General features: G+C 71.4%; 16 protein-coding genes, 1 tRNA gene and 1 pseudogene. 11 read left to right on the top strand and 7 right to left on the bottom strand.

Going from position 1 to position 17885, the window contains the following annotated elements:
• The 4 genes from P1P70_RS24000 to P1P70_RS23985 all read left to right on the top strand — a co-directional run.
• Positions 1 to 1409: alkaline phosphatase D family protein (locus P1P70_RS24000; RefSeq protein WP_319241085.1), on the top strand; the 1409-nt coding region annotated here is incomplete at its 5' end.
• Positions 1410 to 1576: 167 nt separating this feature from the next.
• On the top strand, positions 1577 to 3712 hold the full coding sequence (locus P1P70_RS23995) for an FAD/NAD(P)-binding protein (RefSeq protein ID WP_319241083.1): 2136 nt from the start codon (positions 1577 to 1579) through the stop codon (positions 3710 to 3712).
• A gap of 87 nt (positions 3713 to 3799) precedes the next feature.
• Positions 3800 to 4255 carry a DoxX family protein gene (locus tag P1P70_RS23990; RefSeq protein ID WP_319241081.1) on the top strand — a complete coding sequence of 152 codons (456 nt, stop codon included), beginning with the start codon at positions 3800 to 3802 and terminating at the stop codon, positions 4253 to 4255.
• A 172-nt stretch (positions 4256 to 4427) separates the two neighbouring features.
• Positions 4428 to 5042: a DedA family protein gene (locus tag P1P70_RS23985; RefSeq protein ID WP_319241079.1), complete on the top strand. Its 615-nt coding sequence runs from the start codon at positions 4428 to 4430 to the stop codon at positions 5040 to 5042.
• Between the two features lie 244 nt (positions 5043 to 5286).
• Here P1P70_RS23985 and P1P70_RS23980 read toward each other — a convergent pair whose 3' ends face one another.
• Complete coding sequence (locus P1P70_RS23980) at positions 5287 to 5514, bottom strand: DUF2277 domain-containing protein (RefSeq protein WP_319241077.1); 228 nt, start codon at positions 5512 to 5514, stop codon at positions 5287 to 5289.
• Between the two features lie 186 nt (positions 5515 to 5700).
• Between P1P70_RS23980 and P1P70_RS23975 the strand changes: the two genes are divergently transcribed.
• On the top strand, positions 5701 to 6621 hold the full coding sequence (locus P1P70_RS23975) for a 2-dehydropantoate 2-reductase (protein WP_319241075.1): 921 nt from the start codon (positions 5701 to 5703) through the stop codon (positions 6619 to 6621).
• A 52-nt stretch (positions 6622 to 6673) separates the two neighbouring features.
• Here P1P70_RS23975 and P1P70_RS23970 read toward each other — a convergent pair whose 3' ends face one another.
• Entirely contained in the window at positions 6674 to 7600 is a 927-nt protein-coding gene (locus P1P70_RS23970) for a LysR family transcriptional regulator (protein WP_319241073.1), read from the bottom strand.
• Between the two features lie 144 nt (positions 7601 to 7744).
• Between P1P70_RS23970 and P1P70_RS23965 the strand changes: the two genes are divergently transcribed.
• Positions 7745 to 8071 (top strand): hypothetical protein, encoded by a 327-nt coding sequence (locus tag P1P70_RS23965; RefSeq protein WP_319241072.1) that lies wholly within the window; start codon positions 7745 to 7747, stop codon positions 8069 to 8071.
• Positions 8072 to 8130: 59 nt separating this feature from the next.
• Here P1P70_RS23965 and P1P70_RS23960 read toward each other — a convergent pair.
• A tRNA-Val gene (locus tag P1P70_RS23960) sits at positions 8131 to 8202 on the bottom strand.
• Positions 8203 to 8373: 171 nt separating this feature from the next.
• Here P1P70_RS23960 and P1P70_RS23955 point away from each other — a divergent pair.
• The 3 genes from P1P70_RS23955 (at position 8374) to P1P70_RS23945 (ending at position 11583) form a co-directional block, all read left to right on the top strand.
• A complete protein-coding gene (locus tag P1P70_RS23955; RefSeq protein ID WP_319241070.1) occupies positions 8374 to 9204 on the top strand; it encodes a DUF4097 family beta strand repeat-containing protein in 831 nt (276 codons plus the stop codon).
• Positions 9205 to 9303: 99 nt separating this feature from the next.
• Complete coding sequence (locus P1P70_RS23950) at positions 9304 to 10785, top strand: hypothetical protein (RefSeq protein ID WP_319241068.1); 1482 nt, start codon at positions 9304 to 9306, stop codon at positions 10783 to 10785.
• A gap of 144 nt (positions 10786 to 10929) precedes the next feature.
• Entirely contained in the window at positions 10930 to 11583 is a 654-nt protein-coding gene (locus P1P70_RS23945; RefSeq protein WP_319241066.1) for a DUF4383 domain-containing protein, read from the top strand.
• 19 nt (positions 11584 to 11602) lie between these two features.
• On the opposite strand, the gene P1P70_RS23940 is transcribed toward P1P70_RS23945, so the two are convergent.
• The 3 genes from P1P70_RS23940 to P1P70_RS23930 form a co-directional block, all read right to left on the bottom strand.
• Complete coding sequence (locus P1P70_RS23940) at positions 11603 to 12745, bottom strand: amidase domain-containing protein (protein WP_319241064.1); 1143 nt, start codon at positions 12743 to 12745, stop codon at positions 11603 to 11605.
• Positions 12746 to 12860: 115 nt separating this feature from the next.
• Positions 12861 to 14144, bottom strand: a complete 1284-nt coding sequence (locus tag P1P70_RS23935) for a hypothetical protein (RefSeq protein ID WP_319241062.1) — start codon at positions 14142 to 14144, stop codon at positions 12861 to 12863.
• 47 nt (positions 14145 to 14191) lie between these two features.
• Entirely contained in the window at positions 14192 to 16315 is a 2124-nt protein-coding gene (locus P1P70_RS23930) for a transglycosylase domain-containing protein (RefSeq protein ID WP_319241086.1), read from the bottom strand.
• Positions 16316 to 16733: 418 nt separating this feature from the next.
• Here P1P70_RS23930 and P1P70_RS23925 point away from each other — a divergent pair, with 418 nt between their 5' ends.
• Positions 16734 to 16964, top strand: coding sequence for a zinc ribbon domain-containing protein (locus P1P70_RS23925; protein ID WP_319241060.1), 231 nt, complete (start codon positions 16734 to 16736; stop codon positions 16962 to 16964).
• Positions 16965 to 17061: 97 nt separating this feature from the next.
• The gene (locus P1P70_RS23920; RefSeq protein WP_413471533.1) at positions 17062 to 17781 is read left to right on the top strand and encodes a DedA family protein; all 720 of its coding nucleotides are present in this window, start codon (positions 17062 to 17064) and stop codon (positions 17779 to 17781) included.
• Positions 17782 to 17794: 13 nt separating this feature from the next.
• Here P1P70_RS23920 and P1P70_RS23915 read toward each other — a convergent pair.
• Positions 17795 to 17885 (bottom strand): annotated as a pseudogene (locus P1P70_RS23915) (HAD family hydrolase); the annotation flags it as partial.

Raw genomic sequence — 17885 nt, 5'->3', positions numbered from 1 at the left:
CCCCCCACCCGCCCTCCGAGATCCGCACCCCTGCCGAGGGCGACACCGTCCGGGTCGCGTTCGGCTCCTGCCGCTGGGCCGCGCCGCCCGGCGGGGAGCCGGATCCGGTGGGACCGGACGCCCTCGACACGCTGGCCGCCCGCCTGGCCGCCGAACCGGGCACGGAGCGGCCCGACGTCCTCCTGCTCCTCGGCGACCAGGTGTACGCGGACGAGACCTCCGACGCCACCCGCCGCTGGCTCGCCGCGCGCCGCGACCTCGCGGACCCGCCGGGGGACCAGGTGGCGGACTACGAGGAGTACACCCACCTCTACTACGAGTCCTGGCTCGACCCCGAGATCCGCTGGCTGCTCTCCACCGTCCCCAGCTGCATGATCTTCGACGACCACGACGTCATCGACGACTGGAACACCAGCGAGGCCTGGCTCGCCGACATGCGGGCCACTCCTTGGTGGCGCGAGCGGATCCTGAGCGGCCTGATGTCGTACTGGGTCCACCAGCACCTCGGCAACCTCTCCCCCGCCGAACTGGCCACGGACCCGGTCCACGCCGCCGTACGCGCCACCCCGGACGGTACGGACGCGCTGCGCGCCCATGCCGCCGAGGCCGACCGGGACCCGGCCTCGGTCCGCTGGAGCTACCGGCGGGACTTCGGTCGCGTACGGGTGCTGATGCTCGACTCACGGGGGGCGCGCGTCCTCGACGAGGGCGACCGCTCGATGCTGAACCCCGGCGAGGAGCGATGGCTGCGGGAGCAGGCGCTGGACGCGCGCGGCTCGTACGACCATCTCCTCATCGGCACCTCGCTGCCCTGGCTCCTGCCCCACCTCGTGCACGACGCCGAGTCCTGGAGCGCCGCGCTCTGCCGGGGCGAACGCGGGGACCGCTGGGCGCGGTTCGGGGAGAAGCTGCGCCGGGGCGCCGATCTGGAGCACTGGGCGGCCTTCCCCGCCTCCTTCGAGGCCCTGACCAGGCTGATCGCCGAGACGGGCGGCGGCGCCGATGCCCCGGCGACCGTCCTGGTGCTCTCGGGGGACGTGCACCACGCCTACATCGCCGAACCGTCGTGGCCGGAGGGCGGGCCGGGCGGTGTCCGCGGCCCCGACGCCCGGGTGCTCCAACTCACCTGCTCCCCCGTGCACAACTCCATCCCGCTGTCGATAAGGCTCGGCTTCCGCTTCGGCTGGAGCGGGACGGGGCAGGCGCTCGGCCGGTGGTTCGGGCGGCACGGGCGCGGCGAGCGGCCCTCCATCGGCTGGCGCAGGACGGGCGGTCCGTGGTTCGGCAACCACCTCATGACGCTGACGCTGCACGGCCGTTCGGCGCGGCTGCGGCTGGACCGCGCACGGGCCCGGCGGGGCGGCAAGGCCCACCTCGAAACGGCCTCGGAGTCCGCACTCACCCCCTAATCCACCCATTGCGCACGGTTGTTGCCCCTGTTGTCCGAGATGCTCGTGAGGCATCCCACACCGGCCGCTCCCGATGAGCCCCGGGGCTCTGTTCCCGTCGCGTGCGACGGCATGATGAGGCGGACCGTCCGCTTGCCGGCGGGCGGTCCGCCGCACCGCGCCCCACGATGCGCCCCACACGCACGGGAGTTACTCCTTTGTCCGAACGGCCAGGGACCAGTGACATCGGCATCGCTCTCGTGGGAGCCGGCCCGCGCGGCACCAGCGTTCTGGAACGCCTCTGCGCCTCCGCCCCCGAACTGCTCCGCCCCGGCACCCGTCTGACCGTCCATGTCGTCGACCCCGCCCCGCCGGGGCCCGGCCAGGTCTGGCGCACCGACCAGTCCCCCCACCTGCTGATGAACACCGTGGCCTCCCAGGTCACGCTCTTCACCGACGACAGCGTGGACTGCTCGGGCCCGATACGCCGGGGCCCGAGCCTGTACGAGTGGGCGAGCGGAGGGGCGGGGAAGCCGGGCGTGCCGGGTGAGCCGAACAGAGCTCATGAGTTGAGGGGGTTGGGGCCGGACGACTATCCGACGCGGGCCCAGTACGGCCGCTACCTGGAGTGGGTCTTCGCCGAGGTGGTGCGCGGCGCGCCGCCCGGGATCCGCGTCGAGGTCCACGGCACCCGCGCGGTCCGCCTCGAGGACGCCCCCGACGGCGGCCAACGGCTCACGCTCGCCACCGGCCGCGTCCTCACCGGCCTCGCCGCCGTGATCCTCACCCAGGGCCACCTTCCCGCCCTCCCCGACCGCGCCGAGCGGGATCTCACCGAGTACGCCGCCCGCCACGGCCTGCGCCACTTCCCGCCCGCCAACCCGGCCGACCTGGACCTCTCCTCCGTCACTCCCGGCGAACCCGTCCTGCTGCGCGGGCTCGGCCTCAACTTCTTCGACCACATGGCCCTGTTGACGACCGGTCGGGGCGGTCGCTTCGTAGACGACCCGGGGCGGAAGGGCCTGCGGTACGAGCCGTCGGGCCGCGAGCCCCGTCTGTACGCCGGCTCCCGGCGGGGCGTCCCGTACCAGGCTCGCGGCGACAACGCGAAGGGTCCCTACGGCCGCCACACCCCGCTCGTCCTGACCCCCGAGGTCATCGAGGCGTTCCGCAAACGCGCCGACTCCGGCGAGGCACCGGACTTCCTGACGGAGATATGGCCCCTGGTCGCGAAGGAGGTGGAAACGGTCTACTACGAGACCCTGTTGACCCTGCCGCCCCGTGCCCAGGTCGCCGCAGACTTCGCGGGCCTCCGCGAGCCCCTGCACGACGTCCCCCCGGGCGGGCCGGCCGACGGCTCCCGGGGCGGTGTGCACGGCGGCTCGGCGTACGGGCCGTTCCCCGCGCCCTGCTGCGATCTCCTCGGCGGAGCCGCCCCCTTCCGTGACCGTTTCCTCGCCGCACCCCACCGCTCCCTCCAAGAGGCCGCCGTACTCGACGAGTTCGGGATCGCGGAGGCGGACCGATGGTCGTGGGAGCGGGTTTCGCGGCCGTACGCGGGGCGGGAGTTCACCGGCCCGGCGGACTGGCGGGGCTGGCTGCTGGAGTACCTGCGGGAGGACGCCGCGCAGGCCGCCCTCGGGAACGTCGGGGGCCCGGTGAAGGCCGCGCTGGACGTGCTCCGGGACCTGCGCAACGAACTGCGGCTGATCGTGGACCACGGTGGACTGGCGGGCGCGTCACGCCGGGAGCACCTGGACGGCTGGTACACGCCCCTGAACGCGTTCCTGTCGATCGGCCCGCCCCGCAGCCGTATCGAGGAGATGTCCGCGCTGGCCGAGGCAGGTGTACTGACCGTGCTGGGCCCACGGTTGGAGGTGCGCCCGGAGGACGGCGCCTGGCGGGCGCACTCGCCCGACGTGCCGGGGTCGGCGGTCCGTGTCACGACGGTCGTCGAGGCGCGCCTTCCGGAGCCGGACCTGCGCAGGACCGCCGACGAGTTGCTCGCCGGTCTGCTGGCGACGGGAGCTTGCCGTCCCCACCGGGTGGACGGCTACGAGACGGGAGGGATCGACGTCACACCGCGCCCGTATCACCTGATAGATCGTCAAAATATGGCCCATGCACGGCGGTTCGTGTTCGGCGTGCCGACGGAGGGTGTGCACTGGGTCACAGCGGCGGGCGCCCGACCAGGGGTTGATTCGGTCACACTTTCGGACGCGGACGCCGTGGCGCGAGCGGCTCTACGTGCGGCGATACCAGCAAAAGCTCCCCAAGTGCAGGTAAAGAGCTGGCCAGATGTTGAACTTGCAAGCATCAATTAGGTCTGCCTAACGTGGGTGACTCACCGGTAATAACCGTCCCCACCGGTCCCACAAGGACCGGGTCACTACCGAAGGAGTCCCCCCACCATGACCGGACGCCTCAACAGCGCCCAGCCATACGCCCTCGCCCTCTTCCGCATCGTCGTCGGCCTGCTCTTCGCCAGCCACGGCGCCAAGACCCTCTTCGGCGTTTTGGGCGGCGCGGACGGGCAAGGCGGCACCGCCGCCGCCGGCGCCTGGCCCGGCTGGTACGCGGCTGTCATCCAACTCGTCGGCGGCACCCTGGTACTTCTCGGTCTCGGCACCCGTGTCGCGGCGTTCGTCGCCTCGGGCTCCATGGCCTACGCGTACTTCAAGGTCCACCAGCCCGAGGCCCTGTGGCCGCTCGAGAACGGCGGCGAGCTCGCGGCCTTCTTCTGCTGGGCCATGCTCCTGCTGGTCTTCACCGGCTCCGGAGCGCTCGGCCTGGACCAGTTCTTCTCCAAGCGCCAGGGCGCGTCCGCGGACAGGACGGCCACCAACAAGGCCGCCGTGACGGCCTGACGCGCGACCGGCGGCCGGCCCGCCGCTCTCCTCCCCCGGCCTCTCCCACAGTCCGAATGAACACGGCATGACGGACACATGAGCCCCTGTGAGCCGTCTGTCGCACCCGGGGCGTACGCTGTTCGGCTGTCACGGGTCGCCGTGACGTCGGGGGACAACAGGAGAGTGCTCGGTGCTTGAGAGTCTGGGTTGGCTGGCCGCCGGCCCATGGATCTACGCCGTGGTGGGCGTGTCCATCGTGCTGGACGTGTTCCTCCCGGTCCTCCCGAGCGGTGTGCTGGTCGTCGCGGCGGCCACGGCTGCCGCGGCCGAGACGGCGGCGGGCGCGATGCCCCGCGAAGTCCCCGACATCCTGGTGCTGATGCTCTCGGCGGCGACCGCGTCCGTGCTCGGTGACCTGGTGGCCTACCGGCTGGCCTGGCGGGGCAGCGCACGACTCGACCGCGCCATCGCCCGCTCCCGCCGTCTGACCACCGCGCAGGAACGTCTCGGCGCCGCGCTCGTCCGTGGTGGCGGGCTCCTGGTCGTCGTCGCCCGCTTCGCCCCCGCCGGGCGCTCCGTCGTCTCCCTCGGCGCCGGCGCCGCGCGCCACCGCGTCCGCGACTTCCTGCCCTGGTCCGCCCTCGCGGGCATCGCCTGGGCCGCCTACAGCGTCGCCCTCGGCTACTTCGGCGCCCAGTGGCTCGGCCCCACGTGGCTCGCGACGGCGGTGTCCCTGGCCGCGCTCTTCGCCGCGGGCGCGGCAGCGGCGTACGTCATGCGCCGCCCCGGCCGGACGGCTCCGTGATCGACTGCGGCTCCGGTGGGGGCTGGTCGCGCAGTTCCCCGCGCCCCTGAAAAGCAGGGGCTGCGCCCCGTGCTTTACATCGAAGGGCCGAAGGCACCTTCAGGGGCGCGGGGAACTGCGCGACCAGCCCCCACCGGACGGACGTCTGGGGGTCGAAGGGGCGCAGCCCCTCGGTGGGGGCACCTCCCGCTCGAGCGAAGCCGAGAGTGGGGGAGGGACGGGTAGGGGCGGCGGGGCGAAACGATCAGCCCGCCCGCCTCGCGGCTCCCCGTACCTCCAACCCGGCCAACAACTCAGCCGTGGCCTCCGCGATCACGTCCACCGCCCGGTCGAAGACCTCACGATTGTGCGCGGCGGGCGCACGGAAGCCGGAGACCTTCCGGACGTACTGCAGGGCGGCGGCCCTGATGTCCTCCTCCGTGGCCTCTTCGGGAAGGACGGGCGGTCGAAGCGTCTTGATACTGCGGCACATGCCCCCAGTCTCCCGCCTACGCCCGCCCAACCCCAGCCCGGGAAGACAGCAGGTCACCCACGACATCCGGCCAAACCCAAGCATCGCCTTGGGTATCGGCAAGTTCCCCCGAGGATTGACTGCACTCTCAGCCCTTGTGATCATCACCGGAGCCGGCTCGACCCACCCGGCGGAAACGAGGGGACGATGACGAACGAACGGCTCACGGTGGCGGTACTCGGCCCGGGCGGCGTGGGCGGACTGCTCGCCGCCCTGCTGGCCCGCGCCGGCAACCGTGTGATCTGCCTGGCGGGCGAGCGGACCGCCGAGGCCTTGGAGAAGGACGGCATCCAGGTCAGAAGCGCCCGCTTCGGCGACTTCACCGCCCGCGTCGAGACCGCGGCCGAACTGCGCGAGCAGGTCGACGCGGCCCTGATCACGGTCAAGCACACCACCCTGACGGCCTCCTTGGACCGCCTCCCGGCAGCCTCCCTGGGCCCCGGCACCCTGGTCGTCCCGTTCCTGAACGGCGTGGAGCACCCGGCACACCTCCGCGCCCACTACGGCGAGGACGTGCCCCTCGCCCCCGCCACCATCCGAGTGGAGTCGACCCGCGTCGCCCCGGGCGTCGTCGAACACGGCAGCCCGTTCGCGGAGGTCGACCTGACCGGCGACAGTGTCCCGGGCGATCGCCTCAACTCCCTTGCCGGAGCGCTGGAATGGGCGGGCGTGGGCACCCGTGTGCTCCCGGACGAGACGGCGGTGCTGTGGGCGAAGATGTCCTTCCTGGCCCCGTTCGCCCTGCTGACGACCCGTCACGAGCTGCCCCTCGGTGAGATCCGCACCCGCCACCGCGAGGAGCTGACCGCCCTGGTCGCGGAGACGGCCGCGGTCAGCACGGCCGCCGGCGCCCCCGTCGATCCGGCCGAGACCCTCCGCCGTTACGACGCCTTCCCGCCCGCCACCAGGTCGTCCATGCAACGCGACGCCGAGGCCGGCCGCCCCCTCGAACTGGACGCGATCGGCGGCGCGTTGCTCCGTACGGCCGAACGTCACGGCGTACGGGTGCCGGTGGCGACGGAGGTGGTGGCGGAGCTGAGGGCGGCGGAGGAGCGGCACACGGCTTGAGCACCCCGGTCGGCGAACCCCTGAGCGGACGGAGCCCACCCGGAGCGCACCGTCACCCCTCGACCGCCCGCACCCCACCCCCCACCCGCACCGCGTGCCGCGCCACCGTGTCGGCGAAGGCGCGGGCCGGTGGTGACAGGGCGTCCCAGCGCCGTACGGCCCAGCCGACGGTGAGCGGGGGCAGGTCGGGGACCGGGACGAAGCGCAGCCCGGGGTGGCCGGGGCCCGTCCAGCCCGGGAGTGCGGGGACCACGGCGTGGCCGACGCCGAGTTCGGCGAGGAGGATCGCGGTGTCCCAGTCGGCGACCCCGGCCCCGGAGGGGCTGACGGAAACACCCAACTCCCGGTAGGCGGCGTCGAGATGGGCGTACGAGGTGGAGTTCTCCGGCAGTCCGATCAGCCGCATCCCGTCCAGCTCCCGGCCCTCCACCCGCTCCCGCCCGGCGAGTTCGTCGTCGGCGCGCACGGCGAGCACCCAGGGCAGTTCCGCCACGGCCCGCTGTTCGATGCCCCGGACGGCGGGCCCCAGGGTCAGCCAGGAGAGGTCGAGGTCCCGGGACGGGTCGGCCAGCGCGTCACAGCACCCGGCGCTCGACCGCACGGTCTGGAACTCCAGCCCCACGTCCGGGTACGAGCGCCGGAAGTCGACGATGCCCTGCGCCATGAAGTGCCGCACGGTCGTGCCGCCGGTGGCGATCCGCACGACGCCGCCGTCACCGCGCACCATCTCGGCCAGCCGGCGCAGCGCGAGGTCGAGCCCCGTGATGCCCTCGGCCGCCGCCTCCTGGAGGACCCGGCCGGCCCGGGTGGGCACGACCCCGCGGGCCTGCCGCTCCACCAGGCCGACCCCGACCTCCCGCTCCAGCCGCCGCACGTGCTGGCTCACCGCCGACTGGGTGCACCCCAGCTCCCGGGCCACCGCGCTGAGGCTCCCGGCCCGGCAGACGGCGACGAAGACACGGAGATCATCGAGGGTCATGACCCGACGATACCCAAGGCTCACCTTGGGGGTCGATCGCACTCCTGGAGAGGCCTCTGCCACCCCCACCCGTTCGAATGAACCCCCGCCCGAAGTGACAGAAGGAACTCGCATCCCAAAATCGAACAGGCGTACCATTGCCGTGTGGCTAAGACCTATGACTTCCCAGACGACCTTCTCGCCGGTCAGGAGGAGCTGCATCAGGTCCGGGCCGAGCTCCTGGCACTGCTGAAGCGGTTGCCCTGGTCGGTCGAGCCCCTGGACGGTTTCAGCGACGACAACGGCTGGCGCAAGGTCGAGCGCCCCGCCTCGCCGGGCTGGACGGCCGACGAGCAGGCCGAGGTCGAGAAACTGCGCGAGCGCGAGCGGGAACTGGCGGTCTTCGTGAGCTGCCACCGCTTCTGGTCGGAGATAGCCACCGAGGAGAAGGTCGAGGCCCGCACCCATCTCAAGCACGCGCGGGACTCCTGAGGCCCATGGGCCCCACACGCGAAGACCCCGGCCGTGATCGGCCGGGGTCTTCGTCTCGGTGGGCATGGACGGTTTCGAACCGCCGACATCCTGCTTGTAAGGCAGGCGCTCTACCCCTGAGCTACACGCCCGAGTACGCGTCGACAGCCTACATTGCCCGAGGGAGTGCCCGGCAAACGCGTATCGGCGCAGGCTCGGGGGTTAACCCCACCCCCGATCCGGGAGTGGCCCGGATCCCCCCGAACTCCCCTGCTCAGTACGGTCGGAGGACATCGCAGGACGGGCCCCAGGGGGAGATCACCATGACACGCACCGCACCCACCGCACGCCCGGTGCATACCGCTCGTACGGCTGTTTCGGCTCGTACGGCCCGCAGGTCCCGTGCGGGAGCGGTGACGGTCGCCGGTCTGGCCGTCGTGCTCATGGCGTCCGTCGCCGCGTGCGGGGCGGACGCCGGGGAGGACCGGGATCCGGAACACCGGAGCTTCGCCCTGGCGGGCCGCACGCTCACGGTCGACTCGGACGACTCCGCGCTCGAGCTGGTCGCGGCGGACGTGGACGAGGTCGAGGTCACCCGGTGGTTCGAGGGGCGGGTCATGGTCGGCGGCAAGCCCCGGGTGACCTGGGACATGAAGGACGACCGGCTGGAGCTGCGGCTGGAGTGCGACGGCATCGTCGCCGACTGCGCGGCCAAGCACCGGATCGAGGTCCCGCGCGGGGTCGCGGTCGCCGTGCGCAGCGACGACGGGAGTGTGACCGCGAAGGGCTTCGCGGAGCCGCTGGAGGTCCGGTCGGCCGACGGTGCCGTGCGGGTCGGCGACACCAGCGGGCCGCTGGAGCTGCACACCGACGACGCCTCCGTGCGGGCGCTCGGGGTCTCGTCGCGGAGTGTCAGGGTGAGCACGCAGGACGGTTCGGTCAAGCTCGAACTCGGCGTCGTACCGGACCTGGTGGAATCCCGCAGCGACGACGGCTCGATCAGCATCGGGCTGCCCCGGGACACGTCGTACCGGATCGAGACCGGCAGCGACGACGGTTCCGTGGACGTCTCGGTGCCCCGTGACGAGGACAGCTCCCATGTGGTGACCGCCCACACCCAGGACGGCTCGGTGACGGTCCGCAACCTCGGCTGAGCGGCGGCCGCCAACCTCGAACCGATCGGCCCGTGTTTTCGTCCTTGACCGGTGGGAGAATGGCACCGGTCAGGGTGGATGACAGCACGGGAGAGGGAAGTGACGGCGACACCTGCAGAGCCGTACACACCGTTTGTGCCGAGCGCACAACAACTCCAGAGCCGTGCACCACGACCAGCCACCGACCGGGCCACCGTCCCCGCGCCTTCACCAGCGGCGGCACAAGCGCACCGGCGCGCGTCTCGGCCGCCCCGGTGGCGGTCGGCGGCCCGGGACGGGGCCGTGCTGCTCGTTCTTCCCCTCGTCGCCGGTCTCGTGCTGCCCGCGGCGTTCGCCGGAGGCGGGACGCGGCGGTGGTTCGGAGGGCGGGCCGAGGGGCAGCGGGCGGAGGCGCAGGCCGCGAAGGACGCGGCGGCGGCCGCGTTCTACGAGCTGGACACCGCTCAGCGGGATCTGCGGATCTCCATAGAGACGATCACGGCGGTGGACGACTCCCCGGGGGCCCGCCGCGCGGCCGACGGCTTCGAGGCGCTGGGGCGGCGGATCGACGAGGTCAGCCACCAGTACATCAACGCCGTCGACGCCCACGACCTGGACCGCGACGACCTGGAGGCGTCCGCGGCCTCCCGGGCCCGTGCCGAGCTGACGGCCGCCAAGACCGAGCTGGACCGGGTCAAGCAGGAGCTGGACCGGTTCGCCCAGGGTCTCGGGCCGCTGCTCGGCACGGCCGAGACCCAGCTGGCCCGGCTGGCCCCGGCGGTGGAGCGCGCCCGGCAGGGCCTGCTCGCGGCGTCCAACGCGTTGGACGCCGTACGGGGTTCGGGGCTGAAGGCCGACGATCTCGCCGCCCGCCTCGCGGCCCTCGCTCCCGAGCTGACCAAGCTCAACCAGGGGGCCGGGCAGCACGGCGTCCGGGAGACGCTGGAGCGGGCCGACCGGGTCGTGCGCGAGGCGGAGGCGGTGCGCGCGGAGGCCGAGCGGCTGCCGGAGAGGGCCGCCGAGATCGACCACCGGCTCGTGTCGCTGCGCACGCGCGCTGAGGCGCTGGGCACCCGGGCCGAGCAGGTGCCGCAGGTGCTGAGCGAGCTGCGGCGGCGGTTCGTGGCGGCCTGCTGGCAGGACCTCCAGCAGGTGCCGGACCAGGCCGCGCGGGACGTCGAGCAGGCCCAGCTGAAGCTGCGCGAGGCGCGGGCCGCGCGGGACGCCCAGCGGTGGCCGGACGCGACCTCGCTGCTGTCGACCGTGCGGGCGCTGCTGAACCACACCGACGAGGCGGTCTCGGCCGCCGGGGACCGGTTGCGGCGGCTGAACGCCGTGCAGAAGGACTCCCAGCAGGAGATCGACCGGACGCGGTTCGCGATCCGGGACGCGCAGCGGCTGGCCATGGCCGGGCGGTCCACACCCGACCCGCGGCACGCGCGCCCGCTGGACGAGTCCGTGGCACGGCTGGACCGGGCGATCACCGCGCTGGAGGGGCGGCACCCGGACTACTGGCACTTCCTGACGGAGACCGAGGCCGTGCGGCAGGCCGTGGGGCGCGTGGTGGACCAGATCCGCAAGGAGCGCGGGGCGGGGGCCTGAGCTCCCTTCGCCCGAGGCGCGGCCGGGGGCCTGGTCTGCTCGCCCCACCGCCGCCCCTCCCGTGGACCCGGTTGCCCGGTGGAGCCGCCCGGCGGATGCTGAAGGGGTACGCAGGCCTCCGCGCACGCCCGATGGGAGGCGGACATGGCCACGCACGCCACGCACACACTGCGTCCGGGCAAGGGCCGGCACGCGGGTTCCCGGCGGCGGATCAGGATCGACGAGCACCTGCCCGTCGACCACCGCCTCAGCAGGGTCTACCGGATCGGGGCGGGCCTGATGGGCCTGTTCCTGCTCGTCTTCGGAGTCTTCGGGCTCATCGACAAGGTGGGCTGGTTCGACACGAACGGCGACGAGGTCGTGGGGCTGAGCACCAACGGCACGCTGAGCGTCCTGTCGATCGCCGTGGGGCTGCTGCTGCTCGTCGGCATGGTGATCGGCGGCAACTTCGCCTCCACGCTGAACATGACCCTGGGCGTCCTGTTCATCCTGAGCGGCTTCGCGAACATGGCCCTGCTGGACACCGACTCGAACTTCCTGGCGTTCCGCATCCAGAACGTGTTGTTCAGCTTCGTCGTCGGCATCCTGCTGATGACGTTCGGGATGTACGGCAGGGTCGGCACGGCGCTGCCGCACGACAACCCGTACTGGCGGGCCCGCCACCCGGAGGAGGCGGAGCGTGAGACGCGGCGCGGGGAGGGTGTGGGGATGGCCAAGCGGGAACGGGCCGACACCCTCCCCGATGCCGGGGCGGAGTCCGCAACGGACACGGCCACGGGCGGGAAGGGCGCCGGCTGAGGCACCGTGAGGGCTGGGCTCAGGTGCGGTACGCGTAGTAGTTCGCGGTCGGGTACGAGGCGATGATGCTCGCGACCGAACGGCGGTAGGTGTCCGCGTCGTGGTACGTCAGGTACGGGACGCCGCTGGAGCTGCGGTAGGTCGTCATCATGGAGTGGTCCTTGGACCCGTCCTTGTCGAAGTCGACCTGGAGCACGTCGCCGATGTTCATCTGGTAGACGTTCGCGAGCGGCGTGGTGCGCTTGGCGGTCTGGGTGAACCAGGACCACTCGTTCACGCCGATCCAGGCGTCGGCGGTGCCGTTGGAGGCGTAGTACCAGGTGTCGTACTCCTCCGGCGTGACCGTGGAGATCTGCTTCCAGCCGCCCGCCAGGAGGCCCTGGCTGAGGTAGTTGGTGCAGTCGCCGCCGGCCGCGTTGTACTTGCGGTACGCCGGGTTGTAGTTCTTCCAGTACTTCTCGGTGTACGTCGCCATCGCCTTGTAGTCGTAGGCGCCGCCCGTGAGCGTCTTCGGCTTGGCCACCGGGTTGGGCGTGGTGGCCGCCTTGGGCGCCTGGATGATGGCCATCGGCGTACGGCTGAGCTTGGTGTCGGCGGTGGCGGCGACGGGCTCGTTGATCCGCGGGGCGCCGCCGTCGGTGGAGCGCATCGCGGTGAGCTGCCAGGAGCCGTTCGCCTGGGCGGTGAAGGTGAGCACGTGGTGCGCGTCGAAGCCCGTGGAGGCGGGCTCGTCGCCGCGTATCTTCTTGTACTTCAGGGTCGTGGTCTCGGTGACCTTGACCGTGGCCTTCTTGCCCTTGACCTTGGCGCTGTCGACGGTGACCTTCGTGTCGGCCGAGGTGTAGGCCTCGCCGAGCGCCGCGAGGCGGGACTTGGTGCCCTTCAGGGCGGACAGCTTGCCGTCCTCGGCCTTCTTCTGGCCTGCGGAGAGCTGGACGCCGCCGGTCGGCTTCAGCGACTTGCGCGCGGCCTTGCTGCCGAGCAGCACGGCCGTACGGTCGGTGAGCACGTTGTCCGCGACGCGACCGAAGGCGTCCTTGGTCGCCTTCGTGACCTTGGGCGTCGTCGCGGCGGCGTTCGCCGCGGCGACGGGCAGCAGCGCGGAGGCCACGACGGCCGCCGCGAGGGTCGAGCCTGCGAGGCTCAACGTCCTTGATCTCACTGGGAATCTCCTTGACCCCGAGTTGGTCGTACCCGGGAGCGAATCTTTACATGACCCACTCAAGACAAGTGAGGTCGGGGGGTGTAACAAGTGAGCAACATGGGTATCTGTGGGGCTATTTCACGACCGATGCCCAATCGGCCGGGGCCTGGGCGGGGTCGAGGCCGCGCAGGTTCGCCAGCGTCTCCGGCGACTGGACGTCCATCCAGTCGGCGAGTTCGTCGAAGGACACGCACTTCACGTCCTTCTTCACGCACACGGTCTTGATGACCTCGTCCACGGCGTTCATGTAGATGCCGCCGTTCCACTGCTCGAAGTGGTTGCCGATGAGCAGGGGCGCCCGGCTGCCGTAGTACACGCGGTTGAAGCCGGCCATGTAGGTGTCGATGGTCTCCTGCTGCCAGGTCGGGTACATGGCCGGATCACCGTCGGTCTTGCCCTCGGACTGGTTGTAGAGGAAGTTGAAGTCCATCGACAGGGCCTGGTACGCGTCGCTGTACGGGAGCATCTGGAGCGGGAAGTCCCAGATGCCGTTCTTCTTGCCGGGCCACACCTGGAAGGCGCCCGGGGAGCTGGCGTCGTAGCGGTAGCCGAAGTCCTTGACGGCCTTCAGGAGGTTGCCCTGGCCCTCCAGACAGGGCGCGCGGCCGCCCTTGACGGCGTCGACGGTGAAGGGCAGCGGGTCGAGGTCGGTGGCGCCGGTGTTGGTCTTCCAGTTGGCGAGGAAGGAGTTGAACTCCTTGATCTCCTGCTTCCACTCCGCGACGCTCCAGTCGAGGCCCCCCTTGTCCCCGCAGAAGTGGCCGTTGAAGTGGGTGCCTATCTCGTTGCCCTCCTTCCACGCCTTGCCGAGCTCCGCCAGGGTGGTGCGGATGTGCTCGTCGGTGGGGTAGCTGATGGCGGCGGCGCCCTTGTCGTGCTGCGGCGGGTCGTAGAGGTCCCGCTTCTCCTTGGGCAGCAGATAGATGCCGGTGAGGAAGAACGTCATGTGGGCGTCGTACTTCTTCGCCATCTCGCGGTAGTGCTCGAAGAGGTTGTCGTCGCCCGCCAGCGCGCCGTCCCACGAGAAGACGACGAACTGCGGCGGCTTCTCGCCCTTCTTGAGACGCACGGGCTTCAACCGCCCCTTCTGCGGGCCCGTGTAGGAGGTGGAGCCATCACCGATGATCTTCGTCTTGCCGTCCCAGACGGGTTCCTTCTTCGTGGCCCCCTTGTCGCCGCCGCCGGCCGACGAAGCGGTCGGCGCGGTGTCGGCCGACCGGTTCAGCACCAGGTAGCCGCCGACCAGGGAGGCCACCACGAGAAGCGCGGCCACCGTCAGGAACTGCGGACGGGTGGTGCGGCGCTGCGGGCGCGCCTTGCGACGGCGGCCCTTGTGCGGCTTGCTGCCAGACTTCATGAACGGCTCATTCTGCGAGGGTGGCGGGTGCGGGTGCTCATCGGTGGTCAGCCGATCCTCATCGCACTGGACCAGATGTCGTAGGGGACCCCGGCATTGGGTGTTCCGGCGATCCCGTCGAGCGGCAGCGGCTCCAGGCTCCTGGCCAGGTCGATGCGGTAGACGACGACGGCGGTCGACACGTCGTCGGCCGTTCCGACGTACCAGGCGGCCTTGTCGTCCTGGGTGGTCCCGCCCTTGGCGGCCACCTCGAAGGAGGCGGCACCGGGCGAGGTGGGGTGGGCGGTGCGGTAGGCGTCAGTGAGTGCCGAGGTGACCTCGGCGGCGACCTTGCCGCTCATCGCGCGCTTCGGCTTCGGGTTGTTCAGGGCGACCTTGGACCCGTTGTGGGTCACCTTCCGCACGGAGTACGGCTCGGTGTGCTTGCCGAGGGCGGCGAAGGTGCTGTAGCCGCTGGCCATCCGGATCGCGCTGGGTGTGGCGCTGCCCACGGACAGCGCCGGCACCTGGGCGCCGAAGCTGGAGCGGAGCAGTCCGGCCGCCTCGGCGGTGCCGCGCACCTTGGCCAGACCGGTGTCCATGCCGAGCTGCATGAACGGGGTGTTCACCGACCGGGCGAGCGCGTCGTGCAGGGTGATCGGGCCCCAGGACTTCTTGCCGTCGTTGCGGGCGGAGACCTGGTCGCCGTCCCGGTCCCAGTAGGGCCCCTCGGGGGTGGTCACCGGCACGGCGTTGTTGCCGTCGTAGACCGTCTGCGGGGTGACAGGTGTAGCTTCGCCGCCGCGTTCCTTGACGACACCGTGTTCCAGCCCCGCCGCGTAGACGAAGGGGAGGAAGGCCGAGCCGGCCGGGACGGTGGTCGCGTTCGACTCGTTGAAGCCCTGTCTGCGGTGGTCGGGGCCGCCGTAGACGGCGAGGATGCGCCCGTCGGCACCGACCGAGGAGGCACCGATGTGTGCGGTCCTCGCCTTCTTCGGGTTGTCCTTCCGCACGTCCTTGCGGGCCTTGGTGACGGCGGCGGTCAGCTTGTCCTGCCGGCCCTTGTCGAAGGTCGTGTAGATCTGGTAGCCACCCCGGTCGAACTCCTGATCGGTGAGGTTCGCCGCCTTCTTCGCGTACTGGGAGGCCAGCTGCACCAGGTAGTCGCTCTGCTTCCCGGTGTCGTACTGGCTGGACTGTTCGATCGGCTCGGGGAACTTCGTGTACTTCGCGCGCTCGGCCTTCGACAGCTTCCCGATCTCCACCATCCGGTCCAGGATCCACTCCCAGCGGACGACCGCCCGCTCCCGGTTGGCCTTGCTCAGGGTGGGGTCGTAGAGGCCCGCGCCCTTGAGGAGGGAGGCGAGGACCGCGGCCTCGCTGACGTTCAGCTCGCTGACGTCCTTGCCGTAGTACGCCTGGGAGGCCCGCTGGATGCCGTAGGTGCCGCGGCCGAACCAGCTGGTGTTGAGGTAGCCCTCCAGGATCTCGTCCTTGCTCATCTGGTTGTCGAGCTTGAGGGCGAGCAGCGCCTCGTCGAACTTGCGGCCGAGCGAGCGGTCCTGGGTCAGATAGACGTTCTTGACGTACTGCTGGGTGATGGTGGAGCCGCCCTGGGTGTCCCCCTCGCCGACGGTGCGCACCAGGGCGCGGGTGATGCCGCTCACGGAGATGCCGGGGTCGGAGTAGAAGCTCGCGTTCTCCGCCGCGAGGACCGCCCAGCGCACGTCCTGGGGGACGTCCTTCAGGGGCATCGCCTGGCGTCGCACCCAGCCGGTACGGGCCATGGGGGTGCCGTCGGACCAGAAGTACACGTTGTCCTGCTGGGTGGCGAAGGTGTTGAGGTCCTCCGGTATGTCCGTGGCGGCGTAGGCCACGGACAGGAACATGCCGCTGACGCCCACGGCCAGTCCCGCGGCCCCCAGCGACTGCCGCCAGGACGGCACCCAGCGGCGCCAGTCGGCACGGCCCGGGCGGGGGTACTGCGGACGCATACGGCGGGCGAAGGGGGCGAACGGGGCCAGTCGCGCGCCGGCGCCGGCGGTGAACCTGGCCAGAACCGACGGCCTGGGCGCCTTACGCCTGCCGCGTTTCCCGGACGCCGACGGCTCCTGCGGGAGGTCGAACGTACCCGGCTCGAGCACCCGCAGCTGCATGGTCTCGTCCGCCGGCGGCGGGAGCTTCAGCTGCATGGTGAGGTCGGACTCCTCGGGCACCCCCTCCTCCTGCCCCTTCCCCCTGCTAGTCACGGCGGGCTCCCGTACGCGGACGGCCCGAGCGGTGCCCAGCAACTTTTCGGCGGTGCGCGGCAACCTTCCGCTCGCGCACGGCGACTATCCGACCGGGACACATGGCTCCCGATCGCCCCAGGACAGCGGTCACTCCTGTCCCCCCTCCCCACTTGGCACCGCCGCGCGGATGGTCACAGCCGCCACACTCGCGGCAGTGAGCCCCCTGTTCCCCCGGCCTTCCGGCCTCCACACAGCGACCACAAATTATCAGTCACTTTCACAAACGCTTCTGTCAGTAGCGTGAAAATTTGGCCAGTGTGACCGACCAGGCACAACGCGGCACCCTTGCCGCCCCCCGGACGCCGGTTAGCCTGACCCCATGCCCCGCTACGAGTACCGCTGCCGGACCTGCGGCGACACCTTCGAACTGAGCCGCCCGATGGCCGAGTCCTCCGCCCCCGCGGACTGCCCCGAGGGCCACTCCGACACGGTCAAACTCCTGTCGACGGTCGCCGTCGGAGGGTCGGCCGCCGCGTCCGCCCCTGCGCCCCGGCCGGGCAGCGGCGGTGGTGGCGGTGGCGGGTGCTGCGGTGGCGGCTGCTGCGGTTGATCGACACACTCCGACCAACGGGCCCCGCCCCTCGAATGTTCACCCACCCCTCAGGCTCCCTTCAGCTTCGTTCGCCTAGCGTGCCCCCATGACAGCCATGCAAGCGGAGTCGATGAGCGGCGCACCCCTGTGGATCATCGGCCTGATGGATCTGCTGGGGGCGCCGGGCGCGGGCCTCGCCGTCGCGCTGGAGAACCTCTTCCCGCCGATCCCCAGCGAGGTCATCCTCCCTCTCGCCGGCTTCGCCGCGAGCACCGGCCAGATGAACCTCTTCGCCGCCCTGCTGTGGACCACCGCGGGCTCGGTCGTCGGCGCCCTCGCCCTCTACGGCGTCGGCGCCCTCCTCGGCCGCGACCGCACGGTCGCCATCGCCGCGAAGCTGCCCCTGGTCAAGGTCTCGGACATCGAGAAGACGGAGGCCTGGTTCCTCAAGCACGGCACCAAGGCGATCTTCTTCGGCCGGATGATCCCGGTCTTCCGCAGCCTCATCTCGGTCCCGGCCGGCGTGGAACGCATGCCCCTGCCCGTCTTCACCCTGCTCACCACCCTGGGCAGCGCCATCTGGAACACGGTCTTCGTCCTGGCCGGCTACTTCCTGGGCGCCAACTGGACCGAGGTCACGGCGATCGTCTCGACGTACTCGAAGATCGTGCTGGGAGGTGCGGCCCTGGCGCTCCTGGCATTCGCGCTGGTCCGCTTCCTGAGGAGGTCCAGCCCCAAAGGGGCGCGGGGCGCTGACATATGCGGCTCCGCCGCGCGGGCGCGACAAGCCACGACGGACTCGCGGCCCGAAACGCACCGCGCCCCCACCCCCTGACGGAACGAGCCGCTCACCCTCGCGGAGCGCCCCGCGACGCCCGCAAGAACTCCCGAAGAATCCGCTCCCCGGCCAACACCCCCCGCTCGGGCAGCGCACTCACC

The sequence above is a fragment of the Streptomyces sp. MB09-02B genome (assembly GCF_033794485.1).
Lineage (GTDB): Bacteria > Actinomycetota > Actinomycetes > Streptomycetales > Streptomycetaceae > Streptomyces.
This window is presented reverse-complemented; position numbering and strand designations above follow the sequence as displayed.

What these genes read in the sequence shown, in the direction of transcription:
- P1P70_RS23995 (WP_319241083.1), top strand. Translation starts at nt 1,577, where the DNA reads ATGCGCCCCACACGCACGGGAGTTACTCCTTTGTCCGAACGGCCAGGG.
- P1P70_RS23990 (WP_319241081.1), top strand. Translation starts at nt 3,800, where the DNA reads ATGACCGGACGCCTCAACAGCGCCCAGCCATACGCCCTCGCCCTCTTC.
- P1P70_RS23980 (WP_319241077.1), bottom strand. Translation starts at nt 5,514, where the DNA reads ATGTGCCGCAGTATCAAGACGCTTCGACCGCCCGTCCTTCCCGAAGAG.
- P1P70_RS23975 (WP_319241075.1), top strand. Translation starts at nt 5,701, where the DNA reads ATGACGAACGAACGGCTCACGGTGGCGGTACTCGGCCCGGGCGGCGTG.
- P1P70_RS23970 (WP_319241073.1), bottom strand. Translation starts at nt 7,600, where the DNA reads ATGACCCTCGATGATCTCCGTGTCTTCGTCGCCGTCTGCCGGGCCGGG.
- P1P70_RS23955 (WP_319241070.1), top strand. Translation starts at nt 8,374, where the DNA reads ATGACACGCACCGCACCCACCGCACGCCCGGTGCATACCGCTCGTACG.
- P1P70_RS23945 (WP_319241066.1), top strand. Translation starts at nt 10,930, where the DNA reads ATGGCCACGCACGCCACGCACACACTGCGTCCGGGCAAGGGCCGGCAC.
- P1P70_RS23935 (WP_319241062.1), bottom strand. Translation starts at nt 14,144, where the DNA reads ATGAAGTCTGGCAGCAAGCCGCACAAGGGCCGCCGTCGCAAGGCGCGC.
- P1P70_RS23930 (WP_319241086.1), bottom strand. Translation starts at nt 16,315, where the DNA reads ATGCAGCTGAAGCTCCCGCCGCCGGCGGACGAGACCATGCAGCTGCGG.
- P1P70_RS23925 (WP_319241060.1), top strand. Translation starts at nt 16,734, where the DNA reads ATGCCCCGCTACGAGTACCGCTGCCGGACCTGCGGCGACACCTTCGAA.
- P1P70_RS23920 (WP_413471533.1), top strand. Translation starts at nt 17,062, where the DNA reads ATGCAAGCGGAGTCGATGAGCGGCGCACCCCTGTGGATCATCGGCCTG.